Source organism: Rhodococcus sp. HM1 (genome assembly GCF_023218075.1).
Classification (GTDB): Bacteria; Actinomycetota; Actinomycetes; order Mycobacteriales; family Mycobacteriaceae; genus Rhodococcus.
Map to the genome: position 1 here is coordinate 32,687 of NZ_JALPTB010000026.1, position 15,658 is coordinate 48,344.

Sequence of the window (15,658 nt, forward strand, 5' to 3'; positions counted from 1 at the left end):
TGTGCTCATGAAACCACTCCCCCGATCCGTCGTCGCCACGCTGTCCGCGGGTCTCACCCTCGCCCTGCTCGCGGGATGCTCGTCGACCGACACAGACAGCTCGTCGAACCAACCCTCCGAGACCACCGCATCGGACGGCCCCGCCGAGACCGCCTCGGCGCAGCCGCGATTGGCCCTCACCTACGACGGCGGCATCCTCGTCGTCGACGCCACCAACCTCGACGTCGTCGCAGATCTTCCGGTCGACGGATTCAATCGTCTCAACGCCGCGGGCGACGGGCGCCACGTGCTCGTCACGACGTCCGGTGGCTTCCGGGCACTGGATACCGGCAGTTGGTCCGAGGCACACGGCGACCACGCACATCACTACGTCGGCGATCCAGCTTGGGCCACAGCGGAATTCGCGGCCGACAAACCTGGACATGTCGTCACCCACGCCGGCCGCACCGCGCTGTTCGACGACGGCACCGGCCGCATCGACCTGTTCGACCCGGCCGAACTCGCCGACGGTACCCCCGACGTCGAAACGGTCGCGCTGCCCGAGGCGCATCACGGTGTCGCGGTACCGCTGGCCGACGGCGGTCTCCTCGTCACGCTCGGAAACAGCGGCTCCCGAAACGGAATCGCCGTCCGCGACGCCGCCGGCACAGAGGTCACCGCCAACGAACAGTGCCCGGGTGTTCACGGTGAAGCAACCGCCCGCGACGCGGTCGTCGTCGGGTGCGAGGACGGGATGCTCGTCTATCGGGGCGGAACCATCACCAAGGTCACCGCTCCCGATCCGTATGCACGTCTCGGCAACCAGGCCGGGTCGGCGAACTCCGATGTCGTGCTCGGCGACTACAAGACCGACCCGGACGCCGAACTCGAACGGCCCGAACGCATTGCGCTGGTCGACACAGTCACCTCGGACCTGCGGCTGGTCGATCTCGGTACCAGTTACACCTTCCGGTCGCTCGGTCGCGGACCGGACGGGGAGGCGCTGGTGCTCGGCACGGACGGCAATCTGCACGTCGTCGACGAACACACCGGAGAACTGATCCGGAAGATCGCCGTCGTCGATCCGTGGACCGAACCGGACGAGTGGCAGCAGCCGCGGCCCGCACTGAAGGTGCTGGGCGGCACCGCATACGTCACCGACCCCGCCGACGACGAACTGCACGCCGTCGATCTCACCACGGGCGCGATCACCACCGGCACCCTGCCGCGAACCCCCAACGAGATCAGCGGAACCTGATCACCGCTCGATGCGGGTGCGCAGCAGGAAGGTGTTGTAGTCGGACCAGGTCGAGAGCATGAAGTACACGTCTTCGTCGGTCGACCACGGGTGGAGGAACCCGCCGTACAGTTCGACGTGTTCCTCCACCCCGACTAGGCGGGCGCTCTCCGACCACGCCCCCTGCGGGGTGTCCGACTCGCGCAGCACGATCGCGGCCTTCGCCGTGTCCAGATACGCCATCTGCCATCGGCCCGCGGCCGCGTCGTATCGCACGGACAATTCCGCGGCCGGGCCGTGCACGATCGGTGTGGCCGCGGTGTAACCGCCCACGTGCGTCCAGTTTCCGTTGTTCCAGTACTGGTAGGCGTCGGGCTCGAGCACCCGGTCCTCGGGTACCCGGGCCAGCGCCACCGATCCGAGGCGTGTGTTCGGGGTTCCGAAGAGATACACGTAGCCTTCGGCGGGCACCGCCGCCGCCACCTGGAAGTTCGTCACCCCGAAGATGTTGTCCCACTGGGCATGTGGGTCCTTCGTCCAGGTCGAACCGCCGTCGTCGGAGTAGGCGATGCCGCCGTGGTTGGTCCACCACGTGGCGGGGATGCTGTTCCAGGTGCGGATCGACATGTAGGTCAGGTACTGGCGCGATCCGACCGCGAACCCCGAGGTGGGAATCACGGTGATCTCGACGTTGTCGAGCTTGCGGCTGCTCAGAATCTCGGCCGCGTGACAGCGCGAGTCCTGCACCATCGAATCGAACGTCATGCCGTCGGCGAGGTCGCGGTCGGTACTGAACGCGAGGACGTTGCTGCGCCAGTCCTCGCCCTGTCCGCCCGGCGGGTGGAAACCCTTGCCGACCGTGTCGCCGAATGCGACGGCGATCCTTCCCGGCTCCGACTCCCACATGATGCCGAGATCGGTGCCGTGCACCTGCCAGCGCTTGTCGGTCCGGTTGATCGAGCCGGCACCGGTTTCCTTGGCAACGGTGGTGACGTCCACGACGTTCGGCACCGGAGGTGCCGGAACCTGCGGGGCGGGTTCGATCGGCGCGATCTCACCTCCGGGTTCGGGCGCGGGGGGCTCCGGCTCGGGTCCGGGCACGGGCAGGCCGAAGTAGAACGGTGTCGGTTTCAGTCCGATGCGGGGCAGCAACGGCGGGGTCCGCTCGGGCTCGTCGGTCAGGTCCGGGCACGGGTCGGTGCACGGGTCCGCCGGGAGGGAGTCCGGTTGGATGCGTACCGGCTCCGGTTCCGGCGCCGGATAGGGCACGGTCGTGATCACCGGGTACGGCACGGGGATGTCCAGATCGGACGGCACCAGCGACTCGTGCTTCCAGGTGTCGGTCGCGCACGGCCCGGTCCCCGGTAGCCCGTCCGGTTCGTCCGCCGAGGCGGTGACAGATTGCCCGGTCGCGACGACGACGGCCGCCAGCACCGCCGCCAGCGGCAGCCCGCGCCGATTCCGTCCCGACCACCTGTCCACCGCCCGCTTCACGGACGAGATCGTGACACAGACACCGGGCCGGTGCAGCGCAGAGGTCCGGCCGACACGCGTGTCGTGGGAAGGACAGCGCACGCCTCGGCGGCACGCTCGCGCATTCGGATATCTACCGGTTTCTAGGCACTACGGTAGATATCCGAATACTGCGGTGTTTCGGCGATCCTCCCTGCCGGGAGTCACGACGCTGCCCCGCGGATCCGTGCGACGATGAAGGCCGGGTCACCGCGACAGGACCCGTGGAGGTGCTCAGAAATGCAGGACGCGACCGTGCGCGACGTCCCCCCGGCGCTCGGGAATCCCGAGCTCGCCGGTCGACTGGCCGGACGCCGCCCGGCAGTGTTCCTCGACTACGACGGCGTTCTCAGCCCGATCGTGGAGCGACCCGAGGACGCGGTGATGTCGGAGCACATGCGCACCGTCGTCCGCGACCTCGCCACCCGCGTCCCGGTGTGCGTCGTCACCGGCCGCGACCGCACCGTCGCCCAGCAGTTGATGGGCATCGACGACCTCACGATCGCAGGCAGTCACGGTTTCGACATCTGGACACCGACACAGGGCGCGCTCTCCGACACGTACGTCGAGCAGTACACCGACCTCGTCTCGGAGGTGACCGCGCGACTCCGCGACGACACGCGCGACGTCCCCGGTGCCCACGTCGAACCCAAACGCGCTTCGGTTGCCGTGCACTATCGCCAGGTCGACCCCGCCGACCGAGACCGCATCTCGGCAACGGTGCAGACCGTGATGGATGCCTACTCCGGCAAATTGAAGCTCACGCCCGGGAAGATGGTGTACGAACTCGGCCCCAACGTCGACTGGAACAAGGGCAAGGCAGTGCTCTACCTCATCGACGTGCTCGGTCTCGACAGCGACGACATCGTGCCGCTCTACCTCGGCGACGACATCACGGACGAGTACGCATTCCAGGCGTTGCGCGACCGCGGGATCGGCATTCTCGTCGGCGACCCCGACGACCCGGAAGTGGCGAATCGAACCACGGCGGCCCGCTACGCACTGGCCTCCGTCGACGACGTGGAACGTTTCCTGGCGACCCTGACCTGACACACCGGTAGGTCGCGTGACTCGGGAGGTGAAACACCGTGCAATCTCCGGATTTCGGACTGGACTACGATCGTTTCGACAGCGCCGCAGAGGGTTTGCGTGAGGCTCTGACCTCCACGGGCAACGGCTTCTTCTGCACGCGCGGCACCGCCGAGTGGGAGGACATGAGTCCCGTCCACTATCCCGGAACATACGTTCACGGCATCTACAACCGCGAGACCACGATCATGGGAGGGCGACCGGTCCTCAACGAGGATCTCGTCAACGTGTCGAACTGGCTGATTCTCAAACTTCGCATCGAAGGCGAGGACGCGATCCGGCTCGACAACATCGACCTGCTCGGATACCGCCACACCTACGACATCCGCTCGGCAACCGTGATGCGGGAGATGACCTTCCGGGACCACTGCGGGCGGGAGACGACGCTGCGGAGCCGCCGGTTCGTCAGCATGGCCGACAGCCACCAGGCCGCGATCGAATGGACCATCACACCCGAGAACTGGTCGGGGCGAGTGGAAGTGGTCTCGGCCCTCGACGGTCGCGTCACCAACCGCGTCGTCGCCCGCTACCGGCAACTCGAGGGCCGGCACCTGGATCCCGTCTCGCCACGCACGTTCAGCGACGAGACCATCGCTCTGCGGGTGCAGACGCGGCAGTCCGACATCTACGTGGCCGAGGCTGCGCGCACCCGGGTCTTCCGGGGAGACAGCGCGGAACCGTGCGAAGTCGAACGCGACCTCTACCAGATGGAGGACTACATCCAGCAGGTGCTCTGTTTCGACGTCGAACGCCGGAAGCCGGTGCGGGTGGAGAAGATGGTGTCGCTGTTCACCTCTCGGGACAACGCCATCACCGAACCTCTGGCCGCGGCCGGCCGGCACGTGCTGCGGTATCCGGATTTCGCCACCGCGTACGCCGAGCACTGGGCGGCATGGGACGAACTGTGGGACATCTGCGATGTCCAGCTGCCCAGCGAACCCCGCGCGCATCTCCTGCTGGGCCTGCACGTCGCGCACCTGCTGCAGGTCTGCTCGCGGCACACCGCACGGCACGACGCCGGGGTCCCGGCCCGCGGATTGAACGGTGAAGCGTACCGGGGCCACGTCTTCTGGGACGAGATGTACGTCTACCCGTTCCTCAATCTCCGGATGCCGGAGGTGACGCGAAGCCTGATCCTGTACCGGTATCGCCGTCTCACCGAAGCACGTTGGGCTGCACAGGATGCCGGATTCCGGGGTGCGATGTTCCCGTGGCAGAGCGGCAGCGACGGCACCGAGGAAACCCAGGAAGTGCATCTCAACCCCCTGTCGGGACAGTGGGATCCGGATCACAGTCGCAACCAGCGGCACATCAACGCGGCGATCTTCTACAACGTGTGGCGCTTCCATCAGGTCACCGACGACGCCGAGTTCCTCGCCGACTACGGCGCCGAACTCATGCTCGAGATCGCTCGCTTCTGGGCGTCGATCGCGCACTGGAACCCCGAACGGGAACGGTACGAGATCCACGGTGTGATGGGGCCGGACGAGTTCCACGAACACTACCCCGGCTTGTCGGAACCGGGACTCCGCAACAACGCGTACACGAACGTCATGGTGGCGTGGGTGATGGCGACGATCCCGTCCATCCTCGAGTCGCTGTCCACGATCCGGCGGCACGCGCTGCTGGCCCGGCTCGCCGTGACCGACGAGGAACTGGGCCTGTGGGACGACATGAGCCGAAAGATGTTCGTGCCGTTTCACATGGGAGTGATCAGCCAGTTCGAGGGATACGACGAACTGGAGGAACTCGACTGGGAGCAGTACCGCGCCACCTACCCCGACATCGGACGCCTCGATCGGATCCTGCGCGCCGAGGGCGAAGATCCCAATCGGTTCAAGATGGCGAAGCAGGCGGACACCGTCATGCTGTTCTACCTCTTCGACTACGAGGAACTCGAACCGGTCTTCGAGCGGCTCGGTTACCCGTTCGACCGGGATCTCGTCGAACGCACCATCGAGTACTACGACGAAAGAACCTCGCACGGTTCGACACTCAGCCACGTGACGTTCGCGTCCGTGCTCGCCGACCTCGACCCGCCCGGCTCCTGGAATCGTTTCATGCTGGCGCTCGAGAGCGACGTCAGCGACCTCCAGGGCGGCACCACCAAGGAAGGCATCCACATGGGGGTGATGTCCGGGACGCTCGACGTACTGCAACGCACCTATGTGGGAACCCGCGTCGAGAACGGTGTCCTCGTGTTCCGGCCGCGGCTCGTCGACCGGCTCGACGGCGTGTCCTTCTCGATCCGGTTCCGCGGCACACCGTTGCGGGTGCGCATCTCCGGAGGAGAACTGACCGTGCTCGCGCAGGCCGTGGGCTTCCACGTCCCGATCCGGGTGGCCCTCGACGGACAGGAACACGAACTCGGTCCGGGCGACAGCTGTGTGTTCACCCTCCCCGCGCAGCGGTCGTCGAGTAACCGGCAACCGCGCGGGGTGCGATCGTGACCCCGGCGGCGACGCCTCCGCCGTCAGGAAGCACCGGTTTCGCCGGCGCGATATTCGACGTCGACGGAGTCCTCGTCGACTCCCCCCACGAGGCGGCGTGGCGACGAGCCCTGCACGAACTGATGGTCGGTGAATGGTCCGGCATCCGGGACGCGACCACGTGGTCGCCGGAGGCCTTCACCCCGCAGGTCTATCAGCGGGTGTTGTCGGGGAAGCCGCGCCTGAGCGGCGCGCGCGCCGCGCTCGAGTACTTCCACGTCCCGGACGCCGCCGAACGAACCGCGACCTACGCGGAACGCAAACAGCAACTGCTGGTGCGCCTGATCGACGAGCGCGCGTTCGAGGCGTATCCGGACGCGGTGCGGTTCGTCCTGGCCGTGCGCGCCGCGGGTATCCCCGTCGCCGCGGCGTCGTCGTCGAAGAACGCCGACCGGTTCCTGCGCGGCATCTCGCTCGCCGAGTTCGAGGGTGTCCCGGACGCGGCGTCCGGCTTCACCCTTCTCGATGTCTTCGACGCGAATCTGTCCGGACGGGACTTCGCCCGCGGCAAGCCGGATCCGGAGATATTCCTCACCGCCGCAGGTGAATTGGGTGTTTTGCCCGAATCGTGCTTCGTCGTCGAGGACGCGGTCAGCGGAATTCTGGCCGCGAAAGCCGGCGACATGGCGGCGCTCGGCGTCGCCCGGTCCGGCGACGCAGACGCCCTGGTGGCGGCACACGCCGACCTGGTGGTGACCTCGCTGGACGACGTCGATCGAACCCGGTTGCTGCACGGGGAACTCGCCACCCGCAGTCGATGACGGCAACGCAACGGAGCAGTCGACGGTAATCTTGCTGCCACGTCGCAATGACAACGATTGTGTAACGTGGCTCGAGTTCATGCCGTACCGGTCTCATGCCGTCTCGAACCCAGGGGGTGCACGCTCGTGCTGTCGTCCGAAATCCGAATCCGGCCCGTGCAGTCGGCACTCGTCGCGCTGGGCCTGATCCTCTCGGCGATCGTCGTGACGAGGTACCTGCAAGATTCGCTCACCGAATACCTGATGGACCTGGACGTGTTCCGCGATGCCGGTGAAGCGTTCCTGCACCACACTCCGCTCTACACGGAGGGCTTCCACACCAGCTCGGGTTTCCGGTTCATCTATCCGCCGTTCGCGGCAGCCCTGTTCGCGGTGTTGCCGCTCGTGGGCAGCACCACCATGCAGTTCCTGTGGACGCTCGGCCTGATCGCGCTGGTCTGGTGGGTGCTGAAGGTCGCGTTCGAACGCATGAACGTCGACCGCGCGCCCCTGCTCGCCACCGCCGCGCTCGGACTGACACTGTGCCTCGAGCCGATCCGGTCGAACTTCGCATTCGGCCAGATCAACATCGTGCTCATGGCGCTGGTCGTCGCCGACTGCCTCGGCGTCATCCCCCGCCGGTTCCGCGGGGTCGGTATCGCGCTCGCCGCGGCCATCAAGATCACGCCTGCGGCGTTCGGCCTGCTGCTGTTGCTGCGCCGGGACCTCCCGTCGGTGGCCCGCGCGGCCGGTGGGTTCATCGCGCTCGCCGCGTTCGGCTACTGGCTGCGGCCCGACTCGTCGGTCTATTTCTGGACCCACGAGGCGTGGGCGACCGATCGTGCCGGCGACCAGGAATTCTTCCGGAATCAGGCGCTGACGGGCCTGATCGCCCGGTTCGACTTCTCCGAGACGGTCACCAAGGGCCTGTGGCTGGCCGGAGCCCTCGTCATCGTCGCCGCGGCCGCGTGGGCTGCCAATCGTTTCCTGCGGTCGGACGAACCGGTGATCGCGCTCGGGGTGATCGCGCTCGCGACGCTGCTCGCCGCCCCCATCGCCGTCACCCACCACTGGGCGTACAGCGTCCTGCTCGTCGCGATCCCGATCGCGCCGCAGTACCGCCGCTGGTGGCCGGTCCTGCTGCCCGCCGCGCTCGTGTTCCTCGTCGGACCGAACTACCTGCTCATCGACGCGTCGTCGCACGGCTGGGTCGAGCAGGCCGTCCTCGAGTTGCTGGGCAACGCCCAGTGCCTGACCGGGATCGCGCTGCTGGTCGCCGCCGTGATCGCCGCCCGGTCGCGCCGCGGAGCCGACACCTCCGCCACGCCCGCCCAGGAGACCGCTCAGCTCCAGAGCGCGCCCGCCGCCACATAGGCGACGGTGCCGGCAACGGTGCTCAGCGCCGGACTGTGACGCCACAGATGGACCGCGACGGTCACGCCGAGCCCGATCACCGCGGGCAGCCACGTCGTCGCACCGGTGTCACGCAGCGTGTACATCACCAGGATCAACATCACTCCGGCCGGCATCGTCGCGCCGAGGAACTTGACCACCGCCGAATCACGCAGGAACGCGAGCGCCGCGAACGGCGCCGCGCGTAGGCCGACGGTGACCATGAACATCACGAACAGCGACGCCAGCACGTAGCCGGCGCCGGGCACCGAGTCAGGCATGGGACACCCGATTGCGGTAGACGAATCGGACGAGCAGCGCCAGCACGAACAACCCGAGCGCGACGGGAAGCATGACGTCCTTGGCGAGCACCAACGCCACCAGACCGCAGACCAGCGCGATCGCGGGCGCGGGCAGGTCGCGATTGATGCGGAAGGCGTCGATCGCGAGCACCGCGCACAGCGCGGTGAGCGCGAACTCCAGTCCCGACAGGCCCGCAGGAAGGGCCGCTCCGATCAGCGCGCCGACCGTGCCCGAGGCCACCCACACCACCTGACAGAGCACCTGCACGCTGAGGACCCGGGTACCGGTCAGCTCGTCGCGGGGTTTCGGGGCGACGATCGCGTACGACTCGTCGGTGAGGGCGTACACGCTGTAGATCCGCCCGGCGCGGCTGCGTATCACCCGCAGCGGGAAGCTCAGGCCGTAGAACACGTGCCGGAAGTTGATCAGCAGCGTCGCCACTGCGAGCGACGCGAACGGGGTGACCGCGCCGATCAGCCCGACCGCGAGGAACTCCATCGACCCGGCGTAGATGACGGTGGAGAAGATCGGCGCCCACCACCAGTCGAACCCACCCTGGGTCAGCACGACCCCGAACGCCAGACCCAGCGGGATCAGCCCGAGACCGACGGCCCAGGAGTCGGCGATACCGGCGCGGATCTGGGCGGAGCGACGGTCGGACACGCGATCCAATCTATCGGGGTCGCCGATTCGCCACGCGTCCCCGGCGGCGGTCGATTTGCCGGTCCCCGGCGGCGGTCGATTTGCCGGTCCCCGGCGGCGGTCGATTTGCCGGTCCCCGGCGGCGGTCGCGTGGCAGGGCCCGCCGTACGATGACTCGTTCAGTTCTCCGATGGAAGGTGCCCCGTGTCCTCGACCCTCGCCTCGATCCCGGACGCACTGGGATCCGCGTGGGACGCGGTGTCCGCGGTCAGCGAGCCGGCCCCGCCCGCCCTGATCGTCACGACCGCCGTGATCGCACTCGTGCTGGTCACCGTGCGGCCGTTGTGGCTCGCGACGCGGCACCTGATCACCCAGGCCCACGAAGGGTCACACGCGCTCGTGGCCCGCCTGGTCGGGAGACGGCTGTCCGGGATCCGGCTGCACAGCGACACCTCCGGGGTGACCGTCTCGTCGGGCAATCCACGGGGTCCGGGCATGATCGCGACCGCGTTCGCGGGCTACGTCGGCCCGGCCGCGCTCGGCTTCCTCGCGGCGACGCTGCTGACGCTCGATCGTCCGGCCGCCGTGCTGTGGTCGGTGCTGGCCGCGCTGGCGTTGCTGATCCTGCTGATCCGCAATCTGTTCGGCTTCCTGTCGGTTCTCGCCGTGGGCGCAGCCATCGGGGCGGCGGCCTACTACGGGGATCCGGTCATCCGCTACACGGCGGCCTATCTGCTGACGTGGGTGTTGCTGTTCGGCGCGACCCGCCCGGTCGTCGAGTTGGCCCGCACCCATCGGCGCGGGGGCGGCGGGGGTTCGGACGCCGATCAACTGCGGTGGCTCACGCACATCCCGGCTGCCGTGTGGATTCTGGTGTTCGGGCTGGTCACAGCCGGAACCGCGGCGTACGGGGCCGCGCGGATCGTGCTCACGCAACTGCTGTGAGCCGTGTGCCTTTGTGGCGGTCAGGGCCGCCAATAGGACACACCGGGCGCTAGGCCACCTCCATTGCGACCGCCCGGACCGGGGCACCGTCGCCGTCACGCAAGCGGATCGGCAGGATGCTGACCAGCGGGTCCGGGAAGTCGATGCGTTCGAGTCCGCAGAGGTTCTCGCAGATGACGCCGCCGGCATCGGCGATAAGCCAGTGCGCGGGGAACTCGCTCGCGCCGGTGGCATCGAGGCTCGGTGCGTCGATGCCGATCGTGCGCACGCCCCGGCCGAGGAGTTCGCGGCACGCATCGGCCGCCAGGTAGGGGTGGGCGAAGTACTCGTCGGTGCCGTAGTGCGCGTCCCAACCGGTGTGCAGGAGCACGATGTCGCCGGGTCCGCACGTTGCGCCGTCGAGCAGGTCCGCGGTGATGGGAGCTCCCGCGGCCAGGCCGCGCACGTCGACGACGACACCGCGCCCGACGAACAGTTCCGGGGCCAGACGGTCGACGGGTTCCCCGGCCGCGCGCATGTGCCGCGGGGCGTCGACGTGGGTGCCGGTCTGTGACCCCATGTCGATGCGCAGCAGGTTGTAGCCGTCCTCGCCGAGGGTGGCGTGCGGGGTGAGGGTCGGCGCGGGATCGCCCGGATAGACCTGGGTGTCCGCGGAGATCAGGCGGCTCAGGTCGACGATCCGGCGTACGCGCACCCGGCGATCGTATCCCTGCCGGCGGCGCCCTATCAGCTCGCGACCACCGCATCAAGAGTGTCATTTTCAATACTTGCAAGTATTGTTCTCTACTGCGAGAGCACGATGTTCGTACCGGCACGCGACAGCAGGGGACGAAGACACATGTTGTGGGAACCGACTCCCGACCAGGAGTTCTTTCGAGACACCACCGCCCGGTTCCTTCGGGACCAGGCACCACCGGCGGAACTGCGCCGCCTCCGTGACGACCCGGCCGGTTTCGACTCCGGTTACTGGCGCCGCGGGGCCGAACTGGGCTGGACGAGCCTGCTCGTCACCGAGGAACACGGCGGCGGCTCGCTCAGCGGCGCGGGCCTGGTCGACCTCACCTTCGTCGCCCACGAGTTCGGCCGGCAGGTCGCCCCCGGCCCACTGACCCCGAGCAATCTGGTGGCCGCGGCGCTGAGCACCCACTACACGGACGCGCACGACAAACCGCTCGCCGCGCTGATCGCCGGAACGTCGACCGCCGCGTGGTGCGTCGACGAACCGCGACCCGGAAGCCGTGCCGGCGCGACTCCGGTCGAGATCCGGGTCGAGGGCGACGAGGTCGTCGTGCGCGGCACGAAACGTCCCGTCGAAGCCGCACCCACCGCAGACTTCCTGCTGGTAGCCGGCCGCACCGGCGACGGACTGTCCCAGGTCCTCGTCCCGGCCGGTACCCCGGGTGTCCGGGTCACTCCCCTGCGTTCGATCGACGTGACCCGCCGCTACGCGGCCGTCGAGTTCGACGAGGTGCGCCTGCCGGTCACGGCACTGGTCGGGTCCGCGGGCGGTGCGGCGTCCGACGTCGAGCACCTGCGACGGCTCGCGATCGTGATCGGTTGCGCCGAATCGGTCGGCGCCCTCCAATCGGTGTTCGATCTGACCGTCGAATGGGCCTTCGACCGTTACTCGTTCGGCCGGTCGCTCGCCTCGTACCAGGCGCTCAAGCACCGGTTCGCGGACATGAAGACGTGGCTCGAGGCGTTCCACGCCCTGGCCGACGACGCCGCCGCCGCGGTCGCGGCAGGAGCCCCCGATGCCGCGGAATCGACCAGTGCCGCAAAGGCATACATCGGTGAATACGGTGGTCTGATGATCCAGGACTGCGTGCAGTTGCACGGCGGAATCGGTGTCACCTACGAACACGATCTGCACCTGTTCATGCGGCGGGCCGCCGCGAACCGGTCGAGTCACGGTAGCCCCGCCGAACACCGACAGCTCGTCGCCGACATCGCTCTGCAGCAGGAGGCCGCACAGTGACTCCGTCACCCGACAACACAGTGACTCCGTCACCCGACAACACAGTGACTCCGTCACCCGACAACACAGTGACTCCGTCACCCGAGAACACCGAGACCCTCGACGAATTCCGCGATCGCGCCCGCACCTGGATCCGCGCGAACCTGCGCCCCGCCGATCCCGAAGCCCACATCGGCGTCCTGCGCGCCGAGGGCACGGACGAGGAGGAACTCGCCGCGGTCGCCCGCGAACGCGAGCTGCAGCGCATACTCTTCGACGCCGGGCTCGCCGGGATCTGCTTCCCCCGGGAGTACGGCGGTCAGGGGCTGACCCGCGCGCATCAGCGGGTGCTCGACGAGGAACTGGCCGGATTCGAGTACCCGGCCAGACTTCAGTCACCCACGTTCGTTCCTTGTGCCGCAGTGCTTCTCGAATGCGGCACCGAGGAGCAGAAGCGGCGCCACATTCCCGCCATTCTCAAGGGCGAGGAGATCTGGATGCAGTTCCTGTCCGAGCCGAGCGGCGGTTCGGATGTCGCGAGTGCCGTGACCACGGCCGTGCGCGACGGTGAGGACTGGATTCTCAACGGATCGAAGATCTGGACGACCGGAGCCTGGTGGTCGGACTGGGCCCTGTGCCTGGCCCGCACCAACTGGGACGTTCCCAAGCACCGCGGTCTCACCGTCTTCATGTTGCCGCTGAAACGCGAGGGCATCGAGGTTCACCGCATCGAAATGCTCAGTGGTTCGAAGGAATTCTGCCAGGAATACCTGACCGACGTGCGGGTGCCGGACAGCGACCGCGTCGGCGAGGTCGACGACGGCTGGAGCGTCGGCACGCGCTGGATGTTCCACGAGCGGATGCAGTCGAGTTCGCAGTTCGCCACCCGGCCGCCGGGCAGTTCCCGCGGCGGGTCGCGGATTTCGGAACTCGTCTCGGTCGCCCGCGACGCCGGCCGTCTCGACGACCCGATCGCCCGCGACCTCGTCGGCGAGGCCCGCACCCTGGAACTGGCGAAGGAGGCGCTGCAGCGGCGGATCGGCCGGGGCATCGCGACCGGCAAGATCTCCGACCAGGCGGCCGGGATCGTCCGGTTGATGGCCGGGACCGTCGCGACCCGGCTCACCACGATCATGTACGAGTTCACCGATGCCGGCGGTGCCGCGTGGGACGACGACGACGGCGCTGTCGCGGAGGTCGGACACGACTATCTGATGCAGCAGGTCTGGTGCATTGCCGGCGGCACCACCGAGATGGCCCGGAACACCATCAGCGAACGCGTGCTGGGCATGCCCCGCGAGCGCACCCACGATCCGAACATCGCGTTCCGCGACATCCCGATGGGTCGGTCCTCGGCCCGGTAGTCAGGACCGGGCGGGCAGATGGTGGTGGTCGCCGCGCGCGATGGTGAGCGCGGCGACCACCACACCGACGACGACGCCGATGAGTGTGTCCCCGATGCGGCTGAGCGCGATGTCCGGTCCGATCGGCTCGCCGAGGCCGATGACCAGCAACGCCGTTGCAGTGACCGCGATCGACGTGAGCGCGTAGTTCCGGGTTGCGTACAGTTCCGCCACCGTCTGCAGCGCGACGATCACGACGACGAGCGGCCAGTATCCGAGCGCGGCGGCGATCAGGATCGCGGCCAACAGGGCACCGGCGACGTTCCCGAGCAGTCGCTGGATCCCGCGCTGCACGGTCTGCCGGTAGTTGGCGCCCTGCAAGGCGGCCATCGCGCCCATCGTCGCCCACAGCGGATGCTGCAGTCCTGCAGCCAGCGCGATCCAGCCTGCGAGCAACGACGCGAGCATCACCCGCCCGGCACCGATCACGATCGCGCGGTCGCGCAGATCCCGGACGCCGGTCCGCAGGAAACCTTCGGGCCGGTCGGGCAGTGCGGCGTCGGCCGCATCGACGCGTGGGACCTCGATGTCGCGGCGCACCTTTCGCAGCTCGGATTCGAATCGCGCGAAGTCGTCGCGGCGGGCACGGACCGTGTCGTGCGAACCACCGTCGACGACCGCTTCGGCGGCGTCCAGCAGCGCAAGCAGTTCATGGGTGTGCGGGTGACGGGGGCCGAGGGCGACGACCTCACGCGCTTTCGCGATCGCCGCGCGGGCCGGCGCGACCGCGGACTCGCCGGAGTTCTCCAGCGCGGACACCGCGGCGAGCGCGCGGGCGACGGCGACGCGGGCGGGACCGTGCGGGTGGTACAGCGCCGGTGCCATGACGATCACCCAGCCGATCACGGCGCCGGTCGCGGCGGCGGCCACGGCCACGCCGATGTCTGCGGCGGTGTCGGCGAATCCGGCGGCTCCGGCCGCGGCGAAGATGAGGATGACCGCGCCCGGGCCGATGATGCGGAATGCCGCGAGCAGCCAGAACGCAACCCCGGCGGCGACGGCGAGCAGCACGATCTCCGCCCACATCGGCATTCCCGCAGCGCCGACGGCGGCGCCGAGCGCCACATAGGCGGCGACCCCGGCTCCGGCGCATCCGGACTTGGCGGCGAGCCGCCGATACGGTTCGTGCCGCCCGAACGCCGAGGACAGGGCTCCGAGCGCCGCAAATCCCGCGAGGTGCGTCTGACCGAGCAGACCACCGCCGATCAGGACGACGAGAATCGCCAACCCGACGCGCACCGCCGGGGCGACGACCGCGTCGGCACTCCGCACGTCGAGCGATCGACGCCAGGCGTCGGCGGACAACGAGTGCGCGAGTGCGCCGCCGGCGTGTCGCAGACGGCTGTAGGTCGGGTCGACGGTCGAAGGAAGCACCGGGCCAGTCTAATACTTCATAGATGAAATAACTATGAATCGGTTGTGAAACGGATCGCTACACTGGATACATGCCCGACGCACCCACACCCCCGGACGACTTCGTCGATCGAGTGAGACGCGCGTGGTCCGAGGTGTATCCGGACCTGAACACCCGGCCCATCGACATCATCGGCCGCATCATCCGGATCAGCTCGCTTGCACTGAACCATCTCGACCACGAACTGATCGGAAGTGGTGTCACCCGAACGGAATTCGAGGTGCTGTGCGCCCTCGCCCGCAGCCCGCACCCGCTGCGCGCCAGCGAGGTCACCTCCGTCACCGGGATCTCGGGGGCCTCCACCACCAAACACACCGACCGGCTCGTCGGGCTCGGACTGGTCGAACGCAAACGGCTCGAACGCGACGGCCGCGTCGTGCTGCTCGAGCTCACCGACGCGGGGCGGCGCGTCGTCGAAACCGAATACCCGCGCCGGGTCACCCGCGAGATGCGCATGCTCGACGGGCTCTCCGACGACGAACTCGACACCCTCACCGACCTGTTGCGCCGGGTCGTGTTCAACGTCGAGCAACAGACCCGCCCGTGACGACGGAGA

At 68.3% G+C, this 15,658-nt stretch carries 14 protein-coding genes; 9 read left to right on the plus strand and 5 right to left on the minus strand.

What is annotated here, in order from left to right:
- Window positions 1-7: 7 nt before the first annotated feature.
- Complete coding sequence (gene aztD, locus M1M07_RS15175) at window positions 8-1,237, plus strand: zinc metallochaperone AztD (RefSeq protein WP_248674786.1); 1,230 nt, start codon at window positions 8-10, stop codon at window positions 1,235-1,237.
- Here aztD and M1M07_RS15180 read toward each other — a convergent pair whose 3' ends face one another.
- A complete protein-coding gene (locus M1M07_RS15180) occupies window positions 1,238-2,647 on the minus strand; it encodes a DUF4185 domain-containing protein (RefSeq protein ID WP_231610130.1) in 1,410 nt (469 codons plus the stop codon). It lies immediately after the preceding gene.
- 321 nt (window positions 2,648-2,968) lie between these two features.
- On the opposite strand from M1M07_RS15180, the gene otsB reads away from it, so the two are divergent.
- The 4 genes from otsB to M1M07_RS15200 all read left to right on the plus strand — a co-directional run bounded on the left by otsB (window position 2,969) and on the right by M1M07_RS15200 (window position 8,420).
- On the plus strand, window positions 2,969-3,778 hold the full coding sequence (gene otsB, locus M1M07_RS15185) for a trehalose-phosphatase (RefSeq protein WP_197251114.1): 810 nt from the start codon (window positions 2,969-2,971) through the stop codon (window positions 3,776-3,778).
- A gap of 38 nt (window positions 3,779-3,816) precedes the next feature.
- Window positions 3,817-6,267, plus strand: a complete 2,451-nt coding sequence (locus M1M07_RS15190) for a glycoside hydrolase family 65 protein (RefSeq protein WP_197251113.1) — start codon at window positions 3,817-3,819, stop codon at window positions 6,265-6,267.
- Complete coding sequence (locus M1M07_RS15195; protein ID WP_248674787.1) at window positions 6,264-7,067, plus strand: HAD-IA family hydrolase; 804 nt, start codon at window positions 6,264-6,266, stop codon at window positions 7,065-7,067. The genes M1M07_RS15190 and M1M07_RS15195 overlap by 4 nt, the downstream gene beginning before the upstream one ends.
- A gap of 126 nt (window positions 7,068-7,193) precedes the next feature.
- A complete protein-coding gene (locus tag M1M07_RS15200; protein WP_197251112.1) occupies window positions 7,194-8,420 on the plus strand; it encodes a glycosyltransferase family 87 protein in 1,227 nt (408 codons plus the stop codon).
- On the opposite strand, the gene M1M07_RS15205 is transcribed toward M1M07_RS15200, so the two are convergent.
- Together M1M07_RS15205 and M1M07_RS15210 are read right to left on the minus strand one after the other, a co-directional pair.
- Entirely contained in the window at window positions 8,390-8,719 is a 330-nt protein-coding gene (locus M1M07_RS15205; RefSeq protein ID WP_197251111.1) for a branched-chain amino acid transporter permease, read from the minus strand. The two genes, M1M07_RS15200 and M1M07_RS15205, sit on opposite strands and share 31 nt — an antisense overlap.
- Window positions 8,712-9,404: an AzlC family ABC transporter permease gene (locus M1M07_RS15210; RefSeq protein WP_197251110.1), complete on the minus strand. Its 693-nt coding sequence runs from the start codon at window positions 9,402-9,404 to the stop codon at window positions 8,712-8,714. Before M1M07_RS15210 ends, M1M07_RS15205 begins: the two co-directional genes overlap by 8 nt.
- A 183-nt stretch (window positions 9,405-9,587) precedes the next feature.
- On the opposite strand from M1M07_RS15210, the gene M1M07_RS15215 reads away from it, so the two are divergent.
- Window positions 9,588-10,328 (plus strand): M50 family metallopeptidase, encoded by a 741-nt coding sequence (locus M1M07_RS15215; RefSeq protein ID WP_248674788.1) that lies wholly within the window; start codon window positions 9,588-9,590, stop codon window positions 10,326-10,328.
- Between the two features lie 49 nt (window positions 10,329-10,377).
- Here the strand turns inward: M1M07_RS15215 and M1M07_RS15220 are convergent, their stop codons facing one another.
- Window positions 10,378-11,022 carry a cyclase family protein gene (locus tag M1M07_RS15220; RefSeq protein WP_197251109.1) on the minus strand — a complete coding sequence of 215 codons (645 nt, stop codon included), beginning with the start codon at window positions 11,020-11,022 and terminating at the stop codon, window positions 10,378-10,380.
- Between the two features lie 144 nt (window positions 11,023-11,166).
- Here M1M07_RS15220 and M1M07_RS15225 point away from each other — a divergent pair, with 144 nt between their 5' ends.
- Window positions 11,167-12,306 carry an acyl-CoA dehydrogenase family protein gene (locus M1M07_RS15225; protein WP_197251108.1) on the plus strand — a complete coding sequence of 380 codons (1,140 nt, stop codon included), beginning with the start codon at window positions 11,167-11,169 and terminating at the stop codon, window positions 12,304-12,306.
- A gap of 68 nt (window positions 12,307-12,374) precedes the next feature.
- On the plus strand, window positions 12,375-13,649 hold the full coding sequence (locus M1M07_RS15230; RefSeq protein ID WP_248674789.1) for an acyl-CoA dehydrogenase family protein: 1,275 nt from the start codon (window positions 12,375-12,377) through the stop codon (window positions 13,647-13,649).
- On the opposite strand, the gene M1M07_RS15235 is transcribed toward M1M07_RS15230, so the two are convergent.
- Window positions 13,650-15,062, minus strand: a complete 1,413-nt coding sequence (locus M1M07_RS15235; protein ID WP_248674790.1) for an FUSC family protein — start codon at window positions 15,060-15,062, stop codon at window positions 13,650-13,652.
- A 71-nt stretch (window positions 15,063-15,133) separates the two neighbouring features.
- Between M1M07_RS15235 and M1M07_RS15240 the strand changes: the two genes are divergently transcribed.
- Window positions 15,134-15,649 carry a MarR family winged helix-turn-helix transcriptional regulator gene (locus M1M07_RS15240; RefSeq protein ID WP_197251106.1) on the plus strand — a complete coding sequence of 172 codons (516 nt, stop codon included), beginning with the start codon at window positions 15,134-15,136 and terminating at the stop codon, window positions 15,647-15,649.
- Window positions 15,650-15,658 lie beyond the last annotated feature (9 nt).